This is a genomic window from Marinifilum flexuosum, from assembly GCF_003610555.1.
GTDB classification, from domain to species: domain Bacteria; phylum Bacteroidota; class Bacteroidia; order Bacteroidales; family Marinifilaceae; genus Marinifilum; species Marinifilum flexuosum.
This window is the reverse complement of record NZ_RAPQ01000012.1, coordinates 161,065-184,551: the sequence shown is the minus strand read 5'-3', so window position 1 is coordinate 184,551 and position 23,487 is coordinate 161,065. Positions and strand designations below refer to the sequence as shown.

General features: G+C 36.7%; 21 protein-coding genes. 11 read left to right on the top strand and 10 right to left on the bottom strand.

Translation table 11 applies throughout. The features are described from left to right. Positions 1–13: 13 nt before the first annotated feature. From BXY64_RS18915 to BXY64_RS18885, 6 genes are all read left to right on the top strand, one after another. Positions 14–2,878, top strand: coding sequence for a PD-(D/E)XK nuclease family protein (locus BXY64_RS18915; RefSeq protein ID WP_120241540.1), 2,865 nt, complete (start codon positions 14–16; stop codon positions 2,876–2,878). Between the two features lie 259 nt (positions 2,879–3,137). Further along, on the top strand, positions 3,138–3,452 hold the full coding sequence (locus BXY64_RS18910; RefSeq protein WP_147376046.1) for a hypothetical protein: 315 nt from the start codon (positions 3,138–3,140) through the stop codon (positions 3,450–3,452). Positions 3,453–3,466: 14 nt separating this feature from the next. Beyond that, a complete protein-coding gene (locus tag BXY64_RS18905; RefSeq protein WP_120241538.1) occupies positions 3,467–5,404 on the top strand; it encodes an OmpA family protein in 1,938 nt (645 codons plus the stop codon). A gap of 568 nt (positions 5,405–5,972) precedes the next feature. After that, complete coding sequence (locus tag BXY64_RS18900) at positions 5,973–6,872, top strand: cation transporter (protein ID WP_170150708.1); 900 nt, start codon at positions 5,973–5,975, stop codon at positions 6,870–6,872. 256 nt (positions 6,873–7,128) lie between these two features. Then, positions 7,129–7,782 (top strand): hypothetical protein, encoded by a 654-nt coding sequence (locus tag BXY64_RS18890; RefSeq protein ID WP_120241535.1) that lies wholly within the window; start codon positions 7,129–7,131, stop codon positions 7,780–7,782. A gap of 37 nt (positions 7,783–7,819) precedes the next feature. Further along, positions 7,820–8,944: a cysteine desulfurase family protein gene (locus tag BXY64_RS18885; protein WP_120241534.1), complete on the top strand. Its 1,125-nt coding sequence runs from the start codon at positions 7,820–7,822 to the stop codon at positions 8,942–8,944. A 99-nt stretch (positions 8,945–9,043) separates the two neighbouring features. Here BXY64_RS18885 and BXY64_RS18880 read toward each other — a convergent pair whose 3' ends face one another. Beyond that, the gene (locus BXY64_RS18880; protein ID WP_120241533.1) at positions 9,044–9,577 is read right to left on the bottom strand and encodes a hypothetical protein; all 534 of its coding nucleotides are present in this window, start codon (positions 9,575–9,577) and stop codon (positions 9,044–9,046) included. 472 nt (positions 9,578–10,049) lie between these two features. On the opposite strand from BXY64_RS18880, the gene BXY64_RS18875 reads away from it, so the two are divergent. Beyond that, the gene (locus tag BXY64_RS18875) at positions 10,050–13,160 is read left to right on the top strand and encodes a glycoside hydrolase family 3 N-terminal domain-containing protein (protein ID WP_120241532.1); all 3,111 of its coding nucleotides are present in this window, start codon (positions 10,050–10,052) and stop codon (positions 13,158–13,160) included. Here the strand turns inward: BXY64_RS18875 and BXY64_RS18870 are convergent. From BXY64_RS18870 to BXY64_RS18860, 3 genes are read right to left on the bottom strand one after another with little or no spacing between them, the layout of a single operon-like run. After that, positions 13,131–13,589 carry a CYTH domain-containing protein gene (locus BXY64_RS18870; RefSeq protein ID WP_120241531.1) on the bottom strand — a complete coding sequence of 153 codons (459 nt, stop codon included), beginning with the start codon at positions 13,587–13,589 and terminating at the stop codon, positions 13,131–13,133. The two genes, BXY64_RS18875 and BXY64_RS18870, sit on opposite strands and share 30 nt — an antisense overlap. Positions 13,590–13,599: 10 nt before the next feature. Further along, a complete protein-coding gene (locus BXY64_RS18865) occupies positions 13,600–14,370 on the bottom strand; it encodes a type III pantothenate kinase (protein ID WP_120241530.1) in 771 nt (256 codons plus the stop codon). 22 nt (positions 14,371–14,392) lie between these two features. Continuing rightward, positions 14,393–15,334: an NAD(P)-dependent oxidoreductase gene (locus BXY64_RS18860; protein ID WP_211334552.1), complete on the bottom strand. Its 942-nt coding sequence runs from the start codon at positions 15,332–15,334 to the stop codon at positions 14,393–14,395. A 159-nt stretch (positions 15,335–15,493) separates the two neighbouring features. Between BXY64_RS18860 and BXY64_RS18855 the strand changes: the two genes are divergently transcribed. From BXY64_RS18855 to BXY64_RS18840, 4 genes are all read left to right on the top strand, one after another. Further along, positions 15,494–16,651 carry an ATP-grasp domain-containing protein gene (locus BXY64_RS18855; RefSeq protein WP_120241529.1) on the top strand — a complete coding sequence of 386 codons (1,158 nt, stop codon included), beginning with the start codon at positions 15,494–15,496 and terminating at the stop codon, positions 16,649–16,651. A gap of 155 nt (positions 16,652–16,806) precedes the next feature. Further along, the gene (locus tag BXY64_RS18850; RefSeq protein WP_317124616.1) at positions 16,807–17,169 is read left to right on the top strand and encodes a GNAT family N-acetyltransferase; all 363 of its coding nucleotides are present in this window, start codon (positions 16,807–16,809) and stop codon (positions 17,167–17,169) included. Positions 17,170–17,432: 263 nt separating this feature from the next. After that, positions 17,433–18,206, top strand: a complete 774-nt coding sequence (locus BXY64_RS18845) for a class I SAM-dependent methyltransferase (RefSeq protein ID WP_120241527.1) — start codon at positions 17,433–17,435, stop codon at positions 18,204–18,206. A 151-nt stretch (positions 18,207–18,357) separates the two neighbouring features. Further along, a complete protein-coding gene (locus BXY64_RS18840) occupies positions 18,358–18,981 on the top strand; it encodes a class I SAM-dependent methyltransferase (RefSeq protein WP_120241526.1) in 624 nt (207 codons plus the stop codon). A 171-nt stretch (positions 18,982–19,152) separates the two neighbouring features. On the opposite strand, the gene BXY64_RS18835 is transcribed toward BXY64_RS18840, so the two are convergent. The 6 genes from BXY64_RS18835 to BXY64_RS18810 form a co-directional block, all read right to left on the bottom strand. Further along, positions 19,153–19,764: a hypothetical protein gene (locus tag BXY64_RS18835; protein WP_120241525.1), complete on the bottom strand. Its 612-nt coding sequence runs from the start codon at positions 19,762–19,764 to the stop codon at positions 19,153–19,155. A gap of 192 nt (positions 19,765–19,956) precedes the next feature. Then, positions 19,957–20,190 carry a hypothetical protein gene (locus BXY64_RS18830; protein ID WP_120241524.1) on the bottom strand — a complete coding sequence of 78 codons (234 nt, stop codon included), beginning with the start codon at positions 20,188–20,190 and terminating at the stop codon, positions 19,957–19,959. Beyond that, entirely contained in the window at positions 20,180–20,695 is a 516-nt protein-coding gene (locus BXY64_RS18825) for a hypothetical protein (RefSeq protein WP_120241523.1), read from the bottom strand. The genes BXY64_RS18830 and BXY64_RS18825 overlap by 11 nt, the downstream gene beginning before the upstream one ends. A gap of 90 nt (positions 20,696–20,785) precedes the next feature. Next, the gene (locus tag BXY64_RS18820; protein WP_120241522.1) at positions 20,786–21,508 is read right to left on the bottom strand and encodes a hypothetical protein; all 723 of its coding nucleotides are present in this window, start codon (positions 21,506–21,508) and stop codon (positions 20,786–20,788) included. A 200-nt stretch (positions 21,509–21,708) separates the two neighbouring features. Further along, positions 21,709–22,743, bottom strand: a complete 1,035-nt coding sequence (locus BXY64_RS18815) for a toxin-antitoxin system YwqK family antitoxin (RefSeq protein WP_120241521.1) — start codon at positions 22,741–22,743, stop codon at positions 21,709–21,711. A gap of 91 nt (positions 22,744–22,834) precedes the next feature. Then, complete coding sequence (locus BXY64_RS18810; RefSeq protein WP_120241520.1) at positions 22,835–23,383, bottom strand: hypothetical protein; 549 nt, start codon at positions 23,381–23,383, stop codon at positions 22,835–22,837. Positions 23,384–23,487 lie beyond the last annotated feature (104 nt).

Here is a 23,487-nt window from a genome sequence, read left to right as displayed (position 1 = left end):
TCTTACACTATATATGAACTCATTCTTACAACAAATAACCAAAGAGCTTTACTCAAAATATACCAATGAATTATCCGATTGTATTTTGGTTTTTCCGAACCGAAGAGCTGGCTTGTTCTTTTCAAAATATCTGAACGAATTGGTGGAAAAACCTCTTTGGGCACCAAGAGTATTTACCATTAGTGAGTTTTTCCGTTCTCTGTCCGATTTGCAGATAGAAGACAATTTGGGATTGCTATTTCGTCTGTATAAAATCTATGTGAAAAGAATGAAGGTAAGCGAAAGCTTCGATGAATTCTATCACTGGGGAGAGATGTTGTTGGGCGATTTTGATGATTTGGACAAGTACAGGGTAAATGCCGAGCATTTGTTTCAAAATCTGGCCGACGAGAAAGAGATTGAGAACCTGTTCGACTATTTAACGGATGAACAGCTTGAGGCAATACAGGCATTTTGGAGCAGCTTTAAACCAGAGAAATATTCTGAGCATCAAAAAGAGTTCGTGAATTTGTGGGAGAATCTGTTTGGGATTTATACCGATTTGAGAGAGGAGCTGAAATCGGAAAAGCTGGCCTACGAAGGAATGGCTTCGAGGAATTTGATAGATGGATTAGAATCAGGAGGAATTCAAATCGATGCCAAAAAGGTAATTTTTGTTGGATTTAATGCATTAAACAAATGCGAGATTGATTTGTTCGAGTTCCTGAAGAAGAAAGAGCTTGCCGAATTCTATTGGGATTACGATGAATCATACCTGAAGAATCCATATCATGAAGCAGGCCTGTTTTTGCGAGACAATATCAGAAGATTTCCTGCTCCTAAAACTGAATTGAGCTTTTCGAATATCAAGGAGAACAAAGCCAAGGTGGAGTTTGTGTCTCTGTCATCAGAAGTTGGGCAGGCCAAATATGCGCACTCTGTAGTGCAAGCTTTTTGCAAGGATGAGGATGTAGCGCCGGAGGAAACAGCCATTGTTTTGGCCGATGAGGAACTATTGCTGCCTGTTTTGCATTCCATTCCCGAGGTGGTAGAGAATGTAAATGTTACCATGGGATATCCTGCTAAGAATACGCCGGTTGCCAGTTTGTTGCGCTTGGTAATCGACATGCAAAAGAGCTCCAGAAAAGTTGCAGGAGAGATAGAGTTTCATCACAAAGAGGTGTTGGCGTTGCTGAATCATCAGTATTTGAATTCTGTAAATCCTGAATTGGCTCATGAGCTTACCCAAAATATTCTTACTACCAACAAAATAAAGGTTCCGCAAAAGCTTTTAACAGGCGATGAGGTAATCGAAAAGCTGTTTACACCAGTAAAGGATGTGAATCAGTTTGCCATGTACCTATTGAATTTGCTGCAGAATGTTTACCAAAGATTGGAAACCAAAGAGGAAGAAAAATCATTGGTCGACAAGATTGAACAGGAGTACATTTACCACCTGTTTTTGGCAATTAAGCGATTGAAAGCATTGTTGGATCAGCATGAAATAGAGGTAAAGCAAGATACTTTCTATAAGATTTTGGAGAAAATGATTCAAACTTTGAGCATTCCGTTTGAAGGAGAACCTTTGGCGGGATTGCAGGTAATGGGGATTTTGGAAACGCGTTTGCTGGATTTTAAAAAGTTGGTGGTTCTTTCGATGAACGAAGGGAAGTTGCCAAAAACAGGAACCGCAAATTCATTCATTCCATATCACCTGAGAAAGGGATTTGGAATGCCAACCATTGATCATCAGGATGCCATTTTTGCCTACTATTTTTACCGATTGATACAGCGTGCCGATGACATCAAACTGCTATACAGTACTCAAAGTGATGGAATCAGAACAGGGGAGATGAGCCGATTTTTGTATCAATTGAAATATGAATCGGATTTTGATATTGAAGAATCGAGTCCGGGATATGATATCTCGTTAAAAGAGGCCAAACCCATAATCGTTGAGAAGAATGAGCGAATTTTAAATCGCCTGGCGGAGTATTGCGGAGATCAATTCAGGAGTTTTTCTCCTTCGGCTTTGAATACTTACCTGGCTTGCCCATTGAGTTTTTACTTTAAATACATTGCAGGATTAAAGGAACCCGATCAGGTATTGGAAGAGATTGATCCGCCTACTTTCGGGAACCTGTTTCACAATACGCTGGAAGATTTGTACAAGCCATTTGTTGGCAAAATATTGGAAAGGGAAGATCTGGAAATCATCAGGAAAGACAAAGACCTGATTGAAACGAAACTGAAGACCGCTTTTCGCGATACTTATTTTAAAACGCCCAAGAATAAAGAGGTTCAGATATCAGGAAGGAACTTGTTGATTTTTGATATCCTGAAAAAGTACATCGATAGGATATTGATCCTGGATCAGCAGTTTGCGCCATTCCAGATTCTGTCGCTTGAAGATGAATATAGAATTCAGGTGCCGATATCGGGAGATCGAAAGGTAAACATTAAGGGATTGATTGACCGTGTTGACAGGGCAAATGGTACCATTCGAATCCTGGACTACAAAACGGGTAAGGCAGATTTGTTCTTTAAGGACATAGAATCCTTATTCGAGAAAGAGGGAAAGAACAGAAACAAAGCAGCTTTTCAAACCTTATTGTATTGCTTGTTTTACGAGGACAAAACGAAAGCTGCTGAGGCAATTTCGCCTGGTGTGTATAGTCTGAAAGAATTCTTTAACAACAAGTTTGCATGCATGTTGGCCCGAAAAGAAGGTCGTGCCAAACCTGAAACTGTTGATGATTACCGAGTATATAAGGAAGAATTTACGAAAGCTTTGCAGGAAATGTTCGAGGAGATATTTGATCCAAAGATTCCATTTGACCAGGTGGAAAATCAGGATGCTTGCAGGACTTGTTTGTATGCGGAGATTTGTCATAGATAAAGAATGATTTTTCTGCTCTAGCCGCAGGGGCTCTTCCTTTCTCCATTGATGAGAAAGGAAGCAAAGAATCTAGGGCGCGTAAGCCCAAACTACATATACTCGAAAACTTTAAGTGCGGCGGGGTGATCTTCGAACAAGTTCTCAGCTTCCCCGTCTTACTATAACTTTTCTTCGTATAAGCAGCTTGTCCTTCCAATGCCCGAAAAGCAGGACTGAATGGTGCAGTAGGTTTAATAACAAATGTATATTTATAAGAATGATGAAAAATAAATTCGCAATATTATCAATAGTTCTAAGTGGAATAAGCATTTGTTGTACCTTAAAGGTAAATTATGACCTTTGGAATCGATATGTATCTCTTACTAGTGGCAAGACGAAAGCTTTGTATGGATTGACAGAGTTATTGGAATATGGATATCAATACGATTATTCTATTTTTGGTGTATTGTCCTTGGTATTGCTTATCATATCAATACGAAAATCCGAGAAGAGATCATTAATTATCTTGGGTGCATTATTGGCAATTTTTTCGATAGTTGTGGTCTATTTGAGATTGTGGAAGTTATTTATTTAAGTTGATTATTAAGAATGAAATATTCAGTTTTAACCTTATTGCTATTGTTTTTTGTACTTCCTCTTTCTTCGCAGAAGAAATACAGTATCAAATCGCGAAGGGCCATACACTTTTACGAAGAGGCTGGGCAGTATTATCGAAACAGGGACAATCAGAAAGCTTTGGAAAGTTTAAGCAAAGCCTTGGAGGTGAACGACAAATTTATTGAAGCTTATCTTTTTCAGGCAGATGTATATTATACTTTAAAGGACAGTAAGGCTGAAATTGAAGCCTATCAGAAGGCAATAAAAATAGATGGATCTTATTTTCCACGGGTGCATTTTAACCTGGGGAATGCATACCTAAAGCAAGGAGAGTATCAAAAGGCCAAAGGAAAATTTCAAGACTTTTTATCCTTCTCAAAAATCTCATCGAGGAATAAGGCAAAGGCGCAAAAACTGATTAAGAATTGTGATTTTGCGATGAATATGATTGCGAATCCAGTGGATTTTAAGCCCATAAATATTGGGGATGCGATCAATACCAAATATGATGAATACTGGCCCAGCTTAACTGCCGATGAGGAAGTGTTGGTGTTTACCCGATTGAGTCCGGCCGAAAAATCTTCGGAAGTGAAATTGGAGATGCAAGAGGATTTTTGGATATCCTTAAAGGAGGAAGAAGCTTGGAGACCGGCCAAAGGATTATCGGAAATCATTAATACCACAAGCAACGAAGGGGCACAATCCATTACTGCCGATGGAAGATTCATGTATTTTACTGCATGTGGCAGAAAGGATGGGCTAGGCAGATGCGACCTGTACTATTCGGTTCGAGAGGGAGACAGATGGTCGAAGCCTCGAAATTTAGGACCTACCATAAACTCGGCAGCATGGGAGGCGCAACCAAGCATTTCAGCTGATGGAAGAGTACTTTATTTTGTGAGTAATCGCAAGAGTGGCAAAGGGAAAATGGACATTTGGCGATCGGAGCTGATGGAAAACTTAGCCGATGGCAGACAAAGGTGGTCGAAACCTGTAAATATGGATTTTAACACGGCAAACAATGAGATGTCGCCTTTTATTCATGCCAGCAACCAGTATTTGGTAATTGCCTCGGATGGACTACCGGGAATGGGATCTTACGATCTTTATAAACTAACTCTTCTGGAAGATGGAAAGTGGTCTAAGCCAGAGAACCTGGGATATCCGATAAACACGCATGGAGAGGAATTGGGATTGGTGATTAATGCAAAAAGCGATAAGGCCTACTTTGCATCCAACAGGATGGAAGGAAAAGGAAAGGATATTTTTGTGTTTGATTTGCCCAGAGAACATCAACCGCCAATGGTTTCGTGGCTGAAAGGAAAGATCTACGATGTGGATACAAAGGAAAATCTGTATGCCTCTTTGCAATTGATCGATTTGAGTACGAAAGATACCGTTGCCCGAATTCACTCGGATCGGGTAAATGGGAAATACCTGCTGTGTTTGCCTGCAGGAAAAGAGTATCTATTTGCCGCAGAGAGTGAGGGATATTTGTATTATTCAGATCATTTTTCGCTATTGGAGAATCAGGAAAAGAATCAGCCGCAAGAATTGAATATTGGTCTTCAGAAACTCGTAACTGGTAGTGAAATCGTACTTCGAAATGTGTTTTTCGATACCGATTCGTGGGAGATTCTACCAAAATCGGAGAGTGAATTGTCAATCCTGTTCAAGCTGATGAATCAGAATCAGGATTTGATTGTTGAGATATCGGGACATACCGACAATACCGGATCGGAAGAACACAACCTGAGCTTATCGGAAAACAGGGCAAAAGCAGTATGCGATTACCTAATTGCCAAAGGAATTAAAAAAGAGCGCTTGCTGTACAAAGGATTTGGATCGAGCAAGGCAATAGCCGACAACGAGACCGAAGAAGGCAAGGCCTTGAACCGACGAACAGAGTTTAGGGTGGTGAATAAATGATTTACCTCATTCTATCTTTCTCCTGAAGGAGAAAGGAACCTAGTTTCGGGAATCACATGTTAATAAATGGCAAATAGAGCTCGAAAGGCTCAAAGCAATAGCAAAGGGCATCGCCCTTTGGGTGTTGGTGTTTGTTATATAAGCCCTGCATGGGCGTAAGTATAAAGAATGCACTCCGATAGGATTTGAGACAAAAATGAGCTCTCGACAAAATGTAAAGGCAGTTTTGGCTTAAAAAAATGCTCTCGATGATATGTAATGGCAAATTTGCCACAAAAAAGATCTCTCGACGATTGGTAAAGCCAGTTTTGTGATAAAAATGAACTCTCGTCAATCTGTAATGACAAAAACTATAACATAGATCTAATTTTGGTAATGCTATAATTGTATGTAAGATATTAAGGATAATGTTTTTCTTGTGGAGGATTGTTTTGTACTTTCAGTGGCTAAAACAAATAATGCAGATGTTTCTTATAATAAAGTAATTTTGCGATTATTAAACTTGTATTGTAAAATATCATTTAAACAAGAGAGAATTATGAATATGTCAGGGATAGAGACAAAAGCAATGAGCTATATTTTATGGGCTTATGTGTTAATGGCAGTGGTTGGGATTGGAACATTTGCCTTTTCGAATTCGGAAGCTGTTTTAATAGATGGAGTATTTAATTTCATATCGGCATTTTCGATGATTATAGGAATCAAGATCTCAAAACTTGTCGCAAAGAAGCCTACTAAATCTCTACCATTTGGATTTGCAATGTACGAAACACTGTATACACTTTTTAAAGGGCTTTTGATTTTTGGAGTTCTTGTTTTGGCAGGAGTTTCAAATAGTTTTAAGATATACGACTATATTGTTACAGGAAGTGTAGAGCAAGTGAATGGAGGATCTATTATTTATTATTCTATTTTGATGGTAATAATTTGTTCTCTTGTATATCTATACATTGCGGCACAGTGTAAAAAAGTCAATAATCAGAGTATAATGTTACAAACCGAAAAAATTGCTGTATTTCAAAATGCAATTATTTCGGGAGCTATTGGTGTAGTGTTTTTACTTGTAGGTTTCCTTGAAAACACTTCATTGGCATTCATTGTTCCAATTGCCGATTCAATAATTGTTCTCGTTTTATGTGTTTTTCTTTTTAACGATCCCGTAAAAATTCTGAAAAATGCTTTTAATGAATTAATAATAAAAGATATTCACAATGCAATGCGTGAAAAAATTACCCCAAAGGTATTGCCGATACTACCCCTTGGTTACAGTTTAAATCATGTATCTATAAACAGACTTGGACGTACTTACTACTTTCTCTTTTTAATAAATCCATCGAAAGTAAATTTATCACTTACTGAGATTGAGAATATTCAGGATTCAATTAAAAACATTGTAAAAAGTGAGGCTCCTTTTAGTTTTACAGATGTTATTTTTTCAAGTAAGAGCGTTGATGATTGGGAGGATTAGTATGTCTGTATTGAAGCTCAATTTGTAATAATGATTCATTGGACACCGATGTTTCGAGCCTGCCGCTCGTATCTATTGCTCAGCATAAACTGGGACTATCCGGGAAAAAATTGATTAAAACCCAAGGCAAAGGGAACAATTTGGCACCAGCTTATTCTATTGCTATAATTGAGTGTAAAATATTAAGGAGAACACTTTTCTTCGGAATTATTGTTTTGTACTTTCAGTGGCACAAAAAGAAAGATTATAGGTAGTAATGAATAAGATATTGAGGTTTATTATTTCAGGTGTAGTTGCATTAGGAATATATTATGTAGGATTTTATATATATGAAATGGTCCGGTTTAGCCATAATGCAAGTTGGGAAAGATATAAAGAATATACTTGGATATTAGATGATTCAATCCAAAAAGATTTAAACACAGGTGTCAGTAGGATTGGTAATAGTGATACTTGGAACTTTTTTAGATTCAGAGATGTGCATATGGTCACTGCGTGGGAGTTTACAAATCTTCAAATTGAAGATTTGGGTTGTATTTCAATTCATAAAAATGAATTTATACCCAAAGATGATATAAAATATGGGGAAACTTTTGATCCGAATAGCTCACCTAAAACCACTTGTAAATATGGTTTTGATTTAGCACATAGAATAAATGTAAAAATAGATAATCAATCTGAAGTCCAACGAATGATTGAAGCTGATAACTATAAAGGATTCATTGGTAGAATTAATAAATTGTCATTGAGTAATAAGTATGATGAATCACAAATTATATTTGATTTCGAAAAATCAGGAATGCTTTCGATGTTTTTATTTTATAAAAAAAAGGATGAATTTTATGTGATTATTTATTATTCCAGAGGAGATTTTGATGAAGAAATAATTGACAAATTGAACCTGGTTTAGCGGATTTTATTGGGAACAAAATAACACTCTAACAAAAATGATATACCTAGACTATAACGCCACCACACCGGTAGCAAAAGAGGTTGCCAAAGCCATGCAGCCTTATTTATTCGAATATTTTGGAAATCCATCAAGTTCGCATTGGTATGGACAGCAAACCAAAAAGGCAGTGGTGCAGGCTCGTGAGCGTATGGCGAAACTGTTGAACAGCAAGACTGAGGAGATTGTGTTTACCAGTGGAGGCAGCGAATCGAACAATTATGCATTAAAGGGATATGCTTTCCAGAACAAAGATAGGGGCAGACATATTATCACAACACAAATAGAACATCCTGCCATTATAGAGGTTTGTAAATTCCTGGAAAAGGAGGGATTTGAGGTGAGCTATTTACCAGTTGACGAAACAGGAAGGTTAAGACTTAAGGATGTGGAAGAAGCCATTCGTCCTGATACAATCTTAATATCGGTAATGTATGCCAATAACGAGGTGGGAACTTTGCAGCCACTGAAAGAAATATCCGCTTTAGCGAAAAAGCACAATATTGCAGTACATAGCGATTGTGCCCAGGCAGTTGGTAAAGTACCTGTGGATGTGAAAGAATTGGGTGTTGATTTGCTTACAGTAGCAGGGCATAAGTTCTATGGTCCCAAGGGGATTGGGGCTTTGTATGTTCGTGAAGGCATAGAGCTGCAAAAGCTAATTCATGGTGCCGATCATGAAATGAATCGCAGAGCCGGAACAGAGAACATTCTGGAAGTTGTAGGTTTGGGCAAAGCAGCCGAATTGGCAATGATTGATCCTGAAAGTAGAATGAAAAGAGAGAGAAATTTAATTTGCCTATTGCGAGAAGGTTTGGAGCCATTAGGGGATTTTAGAATCAATGGAAACACTAAATTCTCTTTGCCAAATACCTTGAGTATCTCTTTTAAGAACCTGAGAGCAGCAGATATTCTTGCCAATATGCCAAATATTGCGGCTTCGGCAGGAGCTGCCTGTCATTCCGATGCCGTAAAAATTTCAACAACGCTTGATGCCATGAATGTTCCATTCGAATATGCCATGGGAACACTACGCTTGTCGGTTGGGAAATATACCAGCGAGGAGGAGATTGGTAGTGCGATTGAGGAGATAAGTGCGGCGGTAAGATTATTAAGGAAATAAAATTTACGCAAAGGACGTAAAGAATAAGTTGGAAAAAAGAACGCAAAGATGAACAATTCACCTTTGCGTTTTTTCTTTATCTGTCTTTGCGTGAAACTTCTAATTCATAAAAGCCAAAGCTGAATCCATTAGCTCATTCATTTTCGAAATGGTATTCTGTTTTACAATTGAATTAAGATATCGCTCTTTTCCTGATTTCTTATAGAGTTTCTCTTTGGAGAACCAATCAGAAGGGTAAGAAATGACTGAAGCGGTTCCTTGTTTTCCATATACAGGCAAGGAAAGGTAATACACATCTTTAATTTCAATTTGCAACTGGTTGTTTTGTTCTTTCAAACTTAGAGTGTAGTACATCCTGGTTTGAAAAGTTGATGGGGTCTGGCTCAAGTATATCAGACTATTTCCTTTAAGCCTGGCTTCTCCCGATTTTTCATTGAGCATTTCCAACTCAACAGCTTCGGTTGAAAGAACCCAATTCTTAAGTTGATTGTAATTGTCAGGAGATACTTGAACGCATGCTGTCAACTTTAATGCGGTTTGATCATCAATGCTAAGTTCTTTTTCCGCATGATTTTGGGCAATCGAAATAATTACTGTGGATAGTAATATTAAAGTGCAGAATATCTTTTTCATGGTGATTGTTTTTAAGGGTTAACATTTACAATGGGTAGTCTTAAAGTAGTCATTTTGCAAGACAAATCAAAATGGAACCCATCGGATAAAGCTCGTTATTGCTTGATTCTTCTTGATTTATAGCTTAATAGCTTTTGTGGAGGGTGAATGATATTATGCTCAATTTGTCAAACTTGGCAAACTTGACACTTGTTTTTTTAAGGGGAGTAAAATAAATTTACTTCTGAATCAGGGAAAAACACCCTGATTATAGTTTCGCATATTGCACTTGGTTCGATCCTAGATTCAAGTTTTTAATATGATTTTAGTTGTAAGTAATTGAGAAGGGGCAATGCCCCTTTTTCTATTGGCCCTCTTTTTGCATTCAAAAAATTTACAAATTCAGTTTTTTTAGTGATCAATCATTCTCTTTATTCATGGGCGTTTTATAATTTTGTTATACCTCGTGGTGAACTGGATTAACGATTTTTTTATGCTTTATATATTTTCTCCGAAAAGGATATTAGTACTACTTTCTTTCTATTTGCTTGCTTTCTCTTTAGCGGCTCAAAACTATGTGCAAGATCAGTACCTGTTGGTCGATCAGTTGAATAGGTCTAATCAATGGGCAGATTCCATCTTTTCCACAATGAGTGAGGATGAAAAAATCTCCCAACTGTTCATGATTGCTGCTTATTCCAACAAGAACAAAAAGGAAATGGAACGCATTGCTGCATTAGTAGATAAGTATCAGATTGGTGGAATTATCTTTTTTCATGGGGAACCAGGCAAGCAGGCCGAACTGAGCAATTGGTATCAAAGTTTATCGAAAGTTCCAATGTGGCTTGGTATGGATGCCGAGAATGGTTTGGGAATGAGGTTGAAGCAAACCATTAGTTACCCTCGACAGCTAATGTTAGGTGCTGTTCAGGATAATGAGTTGATATACAGATTGGGAAAACAGATTGGAAAGGAGTGCAAGCGATTGGGTGTACATGTGAATTTTGCACCGGTGATGGATGTGAATAATAATCCTGCCAATCCGGTAATTAACAGCAGATCTTTTGGTGAAGATCGATACAATGTGGCCAATAAATCCTATGCTTTTGCCAATGGAATGCAAAGCTCTGGTGTAATTGCAGTTGGAAAACACTTTCCAGGTCATGGCGATACGGATACCGATTCACATGTTGACCTTCCGATCCTGAATCACAATCGTGCAAGATTGGATTCCATTGAACTTTATCCCTTTAAAAAAGTGATTGCACAGGGATTGGGTGGTGTGATGATTTCACATTTGAACGTTCCTGCTTTGGATCCGGATCAGAAGGTGGCAACTTTATCGCGACCTATTGTTTCAGATTTGCTAAAAGAGGAGTTGGGCTTTAAAGGTTTGGTTTTTACCGATGCCTTAAACATGAAGGGAGTTCGCAAATACTACGACAAAGGAAAAGTTGATGTTAAGGCTTTAAAGGCTGGGAATGATGTTTTGCTGTTTACCGAGGATGTAGAAATTTCGTTGAAGGAAATTAAAGCAGCAATCGAAAAAAGAGAATTAAGCTGGGACGAAATCAATGAGAAATGTAAGAAAATTCTGAAGGCCAAGTATTGGTTAGGACTTCACAATTATAAGCCAGTTGACACTGAAAGACTTTGGTCTGGCCTAAATACACAGGAAGGATTTATATTGCGCAGACAGTTGGCCGAACAGTCCATCACACTCTTGAAGAATGATAGAAACCTATTGCCATTAAAACGACTGGATACCTTAAGGGTGGCCTCCATTGCCATGGGCGCTTCTATTCGAAATAGATACCAGGAGTATTTGGGAAGATATACCGATATGGATTTTTTCCAGATTGAAAAGGATGCTACCAAAGAGCATTTCGAGATTTTAAAAGAGAAACTCGACAAATACAATCTGTTAATCGTGAGTATGCACGATACGGATCAACGACCTTCCAGAAACTTTGGAATTACTGACCAAAGCGTGCAACTCTTGTCAGAAATATCTGCCAACAAAAAAGTAATTTTCGACCTGTTTGGTAATCCATATGCTTTGGATCGATATCGAAATTTAAATGATTTGGATGCCATTTTGGTTTCCTACCAGGATAGCAGGGAGTCGCAAATGGCTTCAGCCCAGGTTGTTTTTGGAGGTTTGGCTGCAAAAGGAAAGCTTCCGGTTACGATCAATGATGATTTTCCGGTAGGTACAGGAATTGAAACAGTTCATAACCGTTTGGGATATTCATTGCCTGAGCAGGTTGGACTGAGTACTTTAAAATTGAATGTAATTGATTCGATTGCAGAAGATGCCATCAAACAAAAGGCAACTCCAGGATGCCAGATTTTGATTGCTCGTTCTGGTAAAGTTGTATTCAATAAGTCCTATGGGCACCATACTTACGCAAGGAAAAGACCGGTTCGAAATCCTGATATTTACGATTTGGCTTCTCTAACCAAAATTACAGCAACCTTGCCGGCATTAATGCAAATGACCGATGAAGGTTGGATTGATGTTGATGCCAATATTGGCAAATACTATTCAAAGGCCAAGGAATCAAACAAAGATAGCCTGATTTTAAGAAAGATTCTGGCACATGAAGCTCGTTTGTTAAGCTGGAAACCATTTCATTGGGAAGCTGTTGATTCTGCAAGTTTTAAGGATAAACTTTTTAGCAGAAGGTACTCCAAAAGGTACAGCTTAAAGCTCGATAGGAATCTTTACATTGACAGAAATTACAAATTCAAGAAAGGAATTTTGTCCAAAGTGAAGTCGGATGCCTATCCGATTGAGGTAGCCAAAAATCTTTACATCAACAAGAATTACAAGGACACCATACTGAAAGGAATTTTAGATTCTGATTATCGCGAAAAGAATGGTTACAAGTACAGTGATTTGGGCTTTATCCTGATGGGAGAAATGATACAGGAAAGATCGGGAGAGCCTGTAGATAGCTATGTGAGTCGTCACTTCTATCGCCAGTTGGGAGCGGGAACTTTGGGCTACCATCCCCAAAAAAGGTTTAGCTTGAATCGAATTGTACCAACCCAAAATGACAAGTTCTTTAGAAGGCAGTGGATAAAAGGATATGTACACGACCCTACATCAGCAATGCTTGGAGGTGTGGCAGGTCATGCCGGCATGTTTGGCAATGCCAGTGACTTGGCCAAGTTGGCGCAAATGTATTTGCAAAAAGGAGCATATGGAAGCGAAATGTACATTGGATCGGAAACCATGGAGAAGTTTACTTCGCGAGCATATCCTGAAGGAGAGAACCGAAGAGGGATAGGCTTTGATAAACCCTTTTTAGATCCTACCGATGAGAATGGACCAACCAGTAATTTGGCTTCATTGTCAAGCTATGGCCATACAGGTTTTACGGGAACCATGATATGGATTGATCCTGATTATGACTTGGTATACATCTTTTTATCGAACCGAATTTGTCCGGATGAATCCAATGCGAAATTGATGGAAATGGATGTTAGAACCAAAATACAGGAGTGCATTTATAAGGCCGTAAGACCCGAAATTACTCCTGCAAGAAATTTTTCCGACTTGTTGGTGTCACCACTTGATGAAAGGATTTTCAATTAAGGAGACGTTCAAATATTTTGGATCATTGCTGACTTCCTGATCTATCCATTCGGGAAGTTTAATTTGTTCTTCGGAAGATGCCAGTTCAATTTCAGCAACAATTAGCCCTTGGTTGTCGCCATGAAATACATCTACTTCCCAGGTGTATTGAGCCATAGGAATCAGGTATCGGGTTTTTTCTATTTTAGCATCACATAGTTCAAGCAGTTCATGAGCATCCGTCATGGGAATCTCATATTCAAATTCGCTTCTCTTTAAAATGTCATTTCCCGATTTGATGGTTAGAAAAGCTTTTTCGCCAGCGATTCTAATGCGTAAACTCTTCTGCGGATCGCTCCAGATGTACCCTTGAATCAACTTTTTTCCATCATTAGGAAGAGGGAGTAAATCTTGATTTACCAGGAATTTTCTTTCTATTTCTATTGCCATTTTTCAGTTATCACTGTTTGTAAAATTGATTTCCGATTATTTTTAAGCCATCAAGAGTCAAATCAGGTTCATGGTGATCAAAACAATCAATTACCGGAAGCATAACTTTCGATAAACCACCAGTTGCAATCACTCTTGTATCGCCTTCTAATTCAGATTTGATTTCCTTCAAAAGATATTCAACCAAACCTTTGTATCCCATTACAATTCCTGCTTGTAGTGCGTGTGTGGTATTTTTACCAATGCATGACGGAGGAACTGCGATGTCAACATTGGGCAGCTTTGCAGTATTCTGCGATAAAGATGCCATGGCAGTTTTTAAACCAGGCGCAATGCTTACGCCAAGTAGGTTCCCATCTGCTTTAATGGCAGTAAAAGTAAGTGCTGTACCAAAATCAACCACAATACAATTGCCTTTGTATTTGTTGTGAGCTGCAACTGCATTTGCCACCAAATCGGTTCCTATCTCGTAAGGATTTTTAATTCCGATATTTAGTTTCGGATAAAGCTCAGGTCCAACCACCAATGGTTCTTTTCCGAAAAGCTTTTTAATCATCTCCCGAATTGGCAGAATCAGTGAAGGAACCACACTACTCACTACGATTTTATCAACCTCTTCGAGTTTAATGTTTCGGCTTGAAAGTAAGGTACGATAGATTACTTCGTATTCATCGGCAGTTTTATTGGCAACCGTATGAATTCTAAATTGTTCTGTCCAATGGTTGTTGTCCGATAAACCACAAACCACATTCGAGTTTCCTATGTCAATGGCTAATAACATCTATTTGTAAATGATTTTAATTCTAATTTACTCTGTTTTTTTCTTTTCCGTCAATTAAAAAGGAAATGATATTCTCACTGGCCTCTTTGCCCATTTCTATTCTGGTTTCAATTGTTGCTGTTCCAATATGCGGAACTACAACTACATTCTCCATTTGCAATAGTTCAGGATGGATTTTGGGTTCGTGTTCAAACACATCCAAAGCAGCTCCCGCTATAGTGTTTCTTTTTAGTGCATCCACAAGTTCCTGTTCGTTTACCACTGGTCCTCGTGCAGTATTAATGAGCACTGCTGTTTCTTTCATCAGCTCCAATTCCTTTTCCCCAATTAGATGATGGGTTTCATCGGTTAGTGGGCAATTCAGGGAAACCACATCCGACTGTTCCAACAAATCAGTAAAATTAAGATACTGATAGCTTGAATTGTCTATTTTGTTGCGATTGTAATACACTACTTTCATACCAAAAGCTTTGGCTTTATTGGCAACAGACTTACCAATCTTACCCATTCCCACAATGCCGAGTGTTTTACCTTGCAATCTGGTTCCCAGGTTTTTCATTACGCCCCATTCAAAATCAGAATTGGTTTTTAATCCATGATGACATTTGGCAATGCCTCTGGAAAGAGATAAGATCAAGGCCAGGCAAAGTTCAGCTGTAGGCTCACAAACTGCTTCTGGCGTATTACAAACCACAATCCCTTTTTTGCCAGCCGTTTCAATGTCGATATTGTTAAAACCTACTCCGTAATTGCTGATAATTTTCAATTGCTTGCCAGCTTCAATTACCTCTTTGGGAACTTCCTTGTTGAATATCGACAAGAGTGCGATACAGCCCGGTATTCGTTCAATTAATTCTTCCGTTGAGAAAAATTCTTTATCAGGATATATTAAATCAAAATCTTTTTCAAGCTCCAAAAGTCCTTGAGGAGGAATAGAATAAGCGATGAGGATTTTGTCTTTCACAATGTAATTTTTAGTGATGATTTCAATTCTGAAATTTAATGAATCATTGCATATAAACATTGCTGCGACTGAAAAAACTGCAATTTCTGATTTCAGCATGAATATTAAAGCTTTCTTCGTAGCTTTGCGATATTATCATATCGACAAAACAAACACTACATGATACTATTGGATAAACCCTACGTTTCCAAATTCTTAAAGGAAACAATAGTAAAATATGACTTTCCTGCCTTAGATACCGGAAATATCACGGAGCATGGAGAACTAAGTCTGATAAGCCCTGAAGAAATTATTAAGAATTTTCAGAATGATTCGAATAGCAGATTGTATACCAATTCTGAAAATTCAATCAACTGGGTGGTGAAGAATTTGGGCTTTACCAAATTGCCAGAGTACATCAATGTTTTTAAGAATAAGGTTGAGTTTCGCAAGCTGATTCAGAAAATGTATCCTAATTTTTTCTTTCGCGAAGTGGGTCTGAAAGAGTTGGATGCAATTAAACTGGAAGAATTGCCAATGCCATTTATTATTAAGCCTGCAGTTGGTTTCTTAAGTTTGGGAGTTCACAAAGTATTGAATCAGGAAGATTGGGCGCGAGTAAAACAACTGATTAAAGATGAGTTTACCGAGGCTCAAAGCTTGTTTCCAATTGAGGTGGTAAATGCTTCCAGTTTTCTGATTGAAGAAATTATTGAAGGGGAAGAGTTTGCTTTTGATGCCTATTTCGATGAGGTGGGAGAGGCTACATTGTTAGGGATTTCGAAACACTTGTTTTCTTCGGATACCGATGTAAGCGACAGGGTTTATTATACATCCAAGGAAACCATTAAGCAATATCTTGAAACTTTTACCCAATTTGTTCAGCAGCTTGGTAAGGAAGCCAATTTGAAAAACTTCCCAGTGCATGTTGAAGTGCGTGTAGACAAAAATGGAGTGTTGATTCCGATTGAAGTCAACCCAATGCGTTTTGGTGGATGGTGTACAACTGCCGATCTAACTTATTTTGCAGCCAAACTGAATCCTTATCACTGTTTCTTAAAAAATATCAAACCAGATTGGAAGCAGGTATTGGAGGAGATGGATGATGAAATTTACTCCTTGGTTATTTTAGACAATTCAACAGGTATTCCTTCAAAAGAAATTGCAAGTTTCAATTACGATGCTTTGTTGGGTAAATTTGTTCAGCCATTGGAACTGAGAAAGGTGGATTACAAAATGTATTCTATTTTTGGAATGTTGTATACCAAAACTCCGAAGAATCAATTTTTGGAAATCGAAGAAATTCTAACTTCAGATTTAAAGGAGTTTGTAGAATAATAGATTTATAAGGATTATAAGTGAAGCCAAATTTGAAGATGTCAGCAGAAATGCTAATGCTTCAGGTTTGGCTTCATACTTATGCTACCGATGGCATTGAAGGAGAATATGCCGATTACCTTGTAGCTGAGATTACCTAAGAGAAGACCGAACTTATCATACAAAATCCTGACAAGAAACATTTTTTGATGGAAAAAGAAGGGAGAATAATTGGTTGTTACCAATTGGATTTTGATACCAAACGCCCAAATCTGGAAATCAAGGCCCCCGAATTATCCGTTTTGTATCTCTCTCAACATTTTCATGGAATGGGCTTGGGCAAACACATGCTGAAACATGCCGAAGAGGAAATTTTAAAATTGGGTTATGATACCATTTGGCTTACGGCTTATTATGAAAACAAGCAAGCCATTGCTTTCTACCAACATCAAAATTATGCGATGAAAGGGAAATGTTATTTCGAAATGGGTCATGGCAAATACGAGAATTGGGTGTTTTGGAAGGAGTTGAAGAAATGAATTCCTGGTTTATGATGGTAACTCTTTTACAGATATTAAAAAATATCTTACCTTTGAATCGAACTAAAATAGGTTGATGTTTAAATTTAAGAAGGATCTGGTATCGTAAATAAGTTCTGATGTTCTTTCAGGCTTATCCCATAGTAAAACTCAGACATGTCCATGTCGGAGTTATTTTTATGCCTATACATTATTATTTTATGATCCGACAAAGAAGTTAATTCTACTTGTCGATGATTTATTACATTTAAAATTTAAACATTATGAGTGAAGATATAAAATCAATTCACGAGTTCGATTTCACTTTAATATGCGAATATTTTTCAAATCTGGAGCGTCAAGGTCCGGGAAGTCCTGAGATTACTTTAAAAGCCTTAAGTTTTGTTGAAAACCTTACAAAAGATTCAAGAATTGCAGACATTGGTTGTGGTTCCGGCGGACAAACTATGGTGTTATCTCAGCAAGTAGAAGGACAGGTGACAGGAGTAGACTTGTTTCCCATATTTATTGATTTATTCAATAAAAATGCTTCTAACTTAAAACTTGAAGACAGAGTTAAAGGTGTAGTAGGATCAATGGATGATCTTTCTTTTCAGGATGAGGAGTTGGATTTAATCTGGTCGGAAGGAGCAATATACAATATTGGATTTGAAAAAGGTCTACAAGAGTGGAGGCGCTTTTTAAAGAAGGGTGCCTACATTGCTGTTTCTGAGGCGACATGGTTTACAGATGAACGTCCGGCAGAAATAGAAGAGTTTTGGCAGGATGCCTATCCCGGAATAGATACCATTGCAAATAAAGTAGGACAAATGCAAAAGGCAGGTTATGTTCCTGTTGCTAGTTTTATTCTACCTGAAAATTGCTGGACAGAATATTTCTACAAGCCACAAGTTGAACTTGATGAAAAGTACTTGAAGGAAAATGAAGGCAATAAAGCAGTTGAAGATTTTATTGCAAACCAGCGTCACGAGGCTCAACTGTATAACAAATACAAAGAATATTATGGCTATGTGTTCTTCATAGGTAAGAAGATTTAATTAAAAGAAGGATTGTCCTATTTATGGGGCAATCCTTTCTTTTGTGATTTATATCTAAATCCTCGAATTGTACACCTCAATGTTCCAATTGTGTTCCAAATTTGAAATGAATACCATGTAGTTTTGCTGATATATTTTTAAATTAACAGACATGAAAGAATTTTGGGACGAAAGATATAGTCAGGATCAATTTGCCTATGGTGAAGAACCAAATGCATACCTGAGAGAGAAATTGCCTCATTTAAAGGCTGGCAAAGTATTGTTTCCGGCAGAAGGTGAGGGAAGAAATGCTGTATTTGCAGCTCAGTTGGGTTGGCAAGTATCGGCATTCGATTATAGTGCGAAGGGAAAAGAAAAAGCCGAAGAGTTGGCCAGTAAAAAAAATGTGAAGATTGATTATAGCTTAAGTGGTTTTTTAGAGGAAAGCTACGAAAAGGAAGAATTCGATGCCATTTGTATGACTTTTGTTCATTTCGATCCGAAGATTAAAACGGAAATGCACAAACGACTGGACAGTTACCTAAAACCAGGCGGGCATATTATTTTTGAGGCATTTAGCAAAGAGCATCGTGAAATGAACAAAGTAAATCCTGATGCGGGCGGACCCAAAGACATCCATATGATGTATTCTATCGAGGAAATTGAACGCAATTTTAGCAATTACAATATCATCGAGTTGAAAAAGGAGTTGGTACATCTGAATGAAGGCTTCGGACATGTGGGGGAGAGTTCCCTGATTCGATTTATTGGGAAGAAAAGATTCAATATTGACTAGTTGGAATTTATAGGTAAGAAACTTGGATAAGTCGCTAGTGTGAAGTTGCAACAGAGCAATGGAAAAACTTCCCCTACTGCCGAGTTCTCTCGTTTGATTCAATCTTTAATATGGGACAGGATTAAATCTCTCACCAGTAGGAGAAGTTAAATTGCACTATAGGCTTATGCATTATAGTTTGTGCAAGATATCTTTTTTTCTTTGCATACTGTGCAACAATTTGCTTCCATGCTCTAGGAAGTAATCAATATCTGGTTCTTCAAATAACCATTTATTGATTTCTACACCTACAACCATTTTTCCTTTTAACTCTTTCACGAACTGAAGGTAATCGTTCTCAATGATCACTTTTAGCGGATTCGTTCTTTCAGTCATTTTTAAAAAATGCTTAACGGCTGTTGCATTTACGATTCGTAAAGGGATATCGCTCGATTTGGATGAAATGGTAACATTTTCATCAATGTAATGATTTCCTGTTTTGCGCTTGTTGGATGTTAGAAACTTATCCAACCAGTCTTTCTTTGTCATTTTAAGCTCAAGAGGTTCTGGTATATCAATAAGACCGTACAAACCTGTATATGTACAATTCATATAAGCTTTGGTTCCAAAAGAATCGTAAGCGCAAAAGAACAAATTATCCTTTTTAAATATTACAAACTTGGTATTCAAAACCGGGTCAGAAGGAAAAAAATGAAATCGTCTGTCATTCGTGTGAGTGTCATAATCCAATCCATGCTTTTTAGGATAGTCTACCAATATATCAAATGCACTTCGTTCTTCCATAGCTTATTGTTTTTTGATGGTTTTGTTCAATCTACAAATATGTATTTATACCCTCATTTAGAGATGTAATGTACACGTATCTGCTTGTGAATGTACAAAACAATAGTCCTTTTGCAAAGAATTTTAAGTTAGATTGGGGAGAGGTAATAAGAAATTCGATAAGTGCGCCTATTGTACGTCCAACTCTCTTTTTTACATGTTTTTTATTGAACCCGAATTGTAGCCTTTTTGGGATGCTATTATTTCATTTAATTCATCAGGGATTGCACCTTTCTCATGGACTTCAGCATTAATTAAATTGCTGAATGTTTCGGATAATTCATTTGCTCCAATTTTACGATAACCTTCAATAAGTTCTTTAATGCCATCCTCCTTATAATGATTTACAGAACTATCGATAGCTTCCATAACATCACTAATCCGCATGATCCTTAAATTTTCGATACTTTCCTTCAATTTGCAGTGTTGATTGTGGGGTATTGTTACTGTCCATTTTTATTGTGAATAGATATTTGTGATACGACCAATAATCACTTTTAAACTGCTTGTAGGTATTAACTCTTTGACCCAAATACGAAACGATAAAGTAATTGTGTCCTCTTTCATTAATCTTGTTGGTAAGCTGTTCTCCATTATAGAATGCAATTTTTGATGGCGGAAAGGAATTTTGCCACTCAATCTTAATGCTATCCCTTTGAATTAATGAATCGCTAACAACATGTATTTCGTTGGTATTCCATTTTGCTTTCCAATTTCTCTGGTGGGATTTGAAATTGGAAAAGAAAACCGCAAGGGCCAATATGAGGACAAAGAGTAAAACCAAGGGTGGGAGAAAAACCACTGCTTTCAACTTTTCTTCTCGGTAACCAAAACCAAAAACTGGTTTTTCATTCAGTACTTTTTCAATTATTTTTTGATACCATTTAAACATTTAATGTGTTTTGTTTTATTACTGTTCTTTCTTAGAAGTTATCGTATGTGATTCAACTTTGGGAATGCAAGGAGATAGAGTTGCATTTAATTAGCTATCTATTCGTTTCTTAATTAATTCTATTTCATATTGGTTATTGAGAGATTTTTCGAAATGTTTATTAATCCAATATGTAGCAGATTCATTATTAGCTTTCTGCTTATATAAGAAAGCTAAAATATATTCGTGTGATATAATTTTATGACCGATTTCGAAAACAGGATTTTCAATGTCTTCTAATAATCCTGAAATATTTTGGTCTAATGTGGTTTTTTCATCAAACCATTTTTTGAGTTTTGGGATATTCTTTGATAAAACCGTTTCTAAACTTTTTCTGAATTTTTCTTCATTAACAGTGCTTATTTTATCAGGATTAATTGGACTACCATCTGCCATACTCTTTTGCCAACCATCTAGTCTTTTAGAATATATAATTTTTGTCGATTTATCTGTTCTATGATTTACGAGTCTGCTTCCAGAGATACTTGGAACAGTACTGAAACAGTTGCCATAGGTAAATGACCCTCCAAATATTTTGAAGACATTGTATTCGACAACATGTTTTATTCCTTCATTATTAAAATCACTATACCATAAATATTTGCCATTCCAATTTTTTAGACCAATCTCGGCAAATTGAGGAGTTACGATTTCTCTAAAAATTTGTAATCTTTTATCTAAAAGAACTTCATCTAAGCTTTCAGCATCTTTAAAAATTCTGCGAATTGCCCTTTTTCGGTCTATTAAGTTCTTAATTTTTTTGATGATGTGCATGCTTTGAGATTAATACCAACGGATTTATAATTACAATGTCATAACTATTTTATTTATGCTAGTGCGAGCTTGTAGCTCGTACTCTGCCTTGGCAGAAATAAATTGATTATTTATATTTTCAGCTAAGTTTGTTGGATACTTTTTGCTTTCGCAAAGCACGAGCTACAAGCTCGCGCTAGCTGGGGTTATTTTTAAATGTTTTATTCTTTCAAGTAAATATTATCTAAGGCTAACCAAAATTCATTTCCATATTCTTCGTATAAATCTGATGTAATATCCATAACGATTTGAATTCCCTTTTTGTCTATTAGTGCATGTACAATTAAAACATTGTGTCTTGAACCATCTTCGTAAATAGTATATCCTGAATAGGCAATGGCATTTTTAATTTTTAGTCTACCACTATCATGAATAAATGTAGAATCTACCTCAAATGACATTTTCTGTCTCTTTTCCATTGAGTACAAAATAACATCATCCAAATCTACTTTTTCTTCAATGAGAAAGGATATATTGGGTAATATGTCTACGCCATTTTCATTTTTAATAGGATTTCGTTGAAAACTATGCCAGCTTACATTGTTTTTTCTGATGTATTTATTTCTGAACCACTCATTATTAGGAATATCAAATAATAATTTGTTTTTAAGTATCTCGTATTGTTTTTTATAAACAGGATTGTAAGTTAGGTTACCGTATTCATCGAAATATCTCCATTCACCAACTTTCTTTCCATTATCGAATTCACTATGAATTTTTAATTGTCCATTGGGAAACCAAAATTCAAGCACACCGTGTAAGTTCCCATTTACATATTCTCCATTAGACTCAATCTGTCCATCAGGGTAATAACTTCTCATTAAGCCATGAAAGATTCCATTTTGATAATTCTCAATTGTTTTTGTTTTGCCATCATCAAAGTAAAAGATGATTTCACCGTTTTGCTTGCCGTTTTTGTATTTGCCCTTTTGTACAATGACTCCTTTAGGGTTATACCAGATAAATTCTCCATGCCTGGCTGATTTGAATGGTTTATTCAACATCCCTGTCATCTGTAGGCGATTGTCAATATAGTAATCCTCAATTTTCCACAAAGAATCAAGTTTGGTTAACACTCTGTAATATTCAGCACTAGTTTTTTCAGTTTCTTCCCAGTCTGAAGCAAAATAAATTGTGTCTTGAGAAAATGCATTAAGAGTAAAAAATAGTAAGGGAATAATTAGGGCTTTTTTCATGTTATAGAGAGTTGATTGTTATGTGTTTTTTAGGAGTAATTGCCAATGACATAAATAAGAACTTGATGCCTGTTTTGATATTTACATTAAACTATTTTGCATACTTAGAAAACACATTGGCATAGTGATCATCAAAACTCAACTTTGTAATGTTTTTAAAATCATTAGTAGTGTTTTCTTTGTCGTATATGCCTTGAGCATTGAAATATCGAATAGAAATAGATTTTTTATTTACTCGTTTTAAATTTCCAATACAGAATGACTTTATCTTAGGGTGTTCACATTCTGAAATTACAGTTAAACCTGTTTTTTTTACATCCCTACAGATTGACTTCCAATCTGTCAAGTCTATCTTGTATTTCAAACCAACATTGGCAAGCAGCCCTTCTTCCTTTAGAATCCTTTCGTATGTTTTGTCATTCTTATTATACCTTACATGTTTAATGGTCTCGATAGGAAATATCTGGTAACCCAATATTCTAAATTCATCCGTTTCTTGGATTAATATGAAATTATTGGATTTACCTAAAATAAAACCAGTTGAGATACCTTCAAAACTGCCTTTTTTACGAGTTAATCGAACATAGTTTTTATTGGTGAAATACTGTTCTAACTTATTGAGTATTTTTTCTTTTTTCACAGTTTGTTTTAATTGTGAATATTTCGATTTATGTTTCCGCTCGTCAATTTACAAAACAATAATCCCTTTACAAAGGTTTTTATATTGTTATTTAAATTAGAATA

Bases quoted from the DNA above. Each gene is read 5' to 3' on its own strand.
- BXY64_RS18915 (WP_120241540.1), top strand. From the start codon at position 14: ATGAACTCATTCTTACAACAAATAACCAAAGAGCTTTACTCAAAATAT.
- BXY64_RS18910 (WP_147376046.1), top strand. From the start codon at position 3,138: ATGAAAAATAAATTCGCAATATTATCAATAGTTCTAAGTGGAATAAGC.
- BXY64_RS18905 (WP_120241538.1), top strand. From the start codon at position 3,467: ATGAAATATTCAGTTTTAACCTTATTGCTATTGTTTTTTGTACTTCCT.
- BXY64_RS18900 (WP_170150708.1), top strand. From the start codon at position 5,973: ATGAGCTATATTTTATGGGCTTATGTGTTAATGGCAGTGGTTGGGATT.
- BXY64_RS18890 (WP_120241535.1), top strand. From the start codon at position 7,129: ATGAATAAGATATTGAGGTTTATTATTTCAGGTGTAGTTGCATTAGGA.
- BXY64_RS18885 (WP_120241534.1), top strand. From the start codon at position 7,820: ATGATATACCTAGACTATAACGCCACCACACCGGTAGCAAAAGAGGTT.
- BXY64_RS18880 (WP_120241533.1), bottom strand. From the start codon at position 9,577: ATGAAAAAGATATTCTGCACTTTAATATTACTATCCACAGTAATTATT.
- BXY64_RS18875 (WP_120241532.1), top strand. From the start codon at position 10,050: ATGCTTTATATATTTTCTCCGAAAAGGATATTAGTACTACTTTCTTTC.
- BXY64_RS18870 (WP_120241531.1), bottom strand. From the start codon at position 13,589: ATGGCAATAGAAATAGAAAGAAAATTCCTGGTAAATCAAGATTTACTC.
- BXY64_RS18865 (WP_120241530.1), bottom strand. From the start codon at position 14,370: ATGTTATTAGCCATTGACATAGGAAACTCGAATGTGGTTTGTGGTTTA.
- BXY64_RS18855 (WP_120241529.1), top strand. From the start codon at position 15,494: ATGATACTATTGGATAAACCCTACGTTTCCAAATTCTTAAAGGAAACA.
- BXY64_RS18845 (WP_120241527.1), top strand. From the start codon at position 17,433: ATGAGTGAAGATATAAAATCAATTCACGAGTTCGATTTCACTTTAATA.
- BXY64_RS18840 (WP_120241526.1), top strand. From the start codon at position 18,358: ATGAAAGAATTTTGGGACGAAAGATATAGTCAGGATCAATTTGCCTAT.
- BXY64_RS18835 (WP_120241525.1), bottom strand. From the start codon at position 19,764: ATGGAAGAACGAAGTGCATTTGATATATTGGTAGACTATCCTAAAAAG.
- BXY64_RS18830 (WP_120241524.1), bottom strand. From the start codon at position 20,190: ATGCGGATTAGTGATGTTATGGAAGCTATCGATAGTTCTGTAAATCAT.
- BXY64_RS18825 (WP_120241523.1), bottom strand. From the start codon at position 20,695: ATGTTTAAATGGTATCAAAAAATAATTGAAAAAGTACTGAATGAAAAA.
- BXY64_RS18820 (WP_120241522.1), bottom strand. From the start codon at position 21,508: ATGCACATCATCAAAAAAATTAAGAACTTAATAGACCGAAAAAGGGCA.
- BXY64_RS18815 (WP_120241521.1), bottom strand. From the start codon at position 22,743: ATGAAAAAAGCCCTAATTATTCCCTTACTATTTTTTACTCTTAATGCA.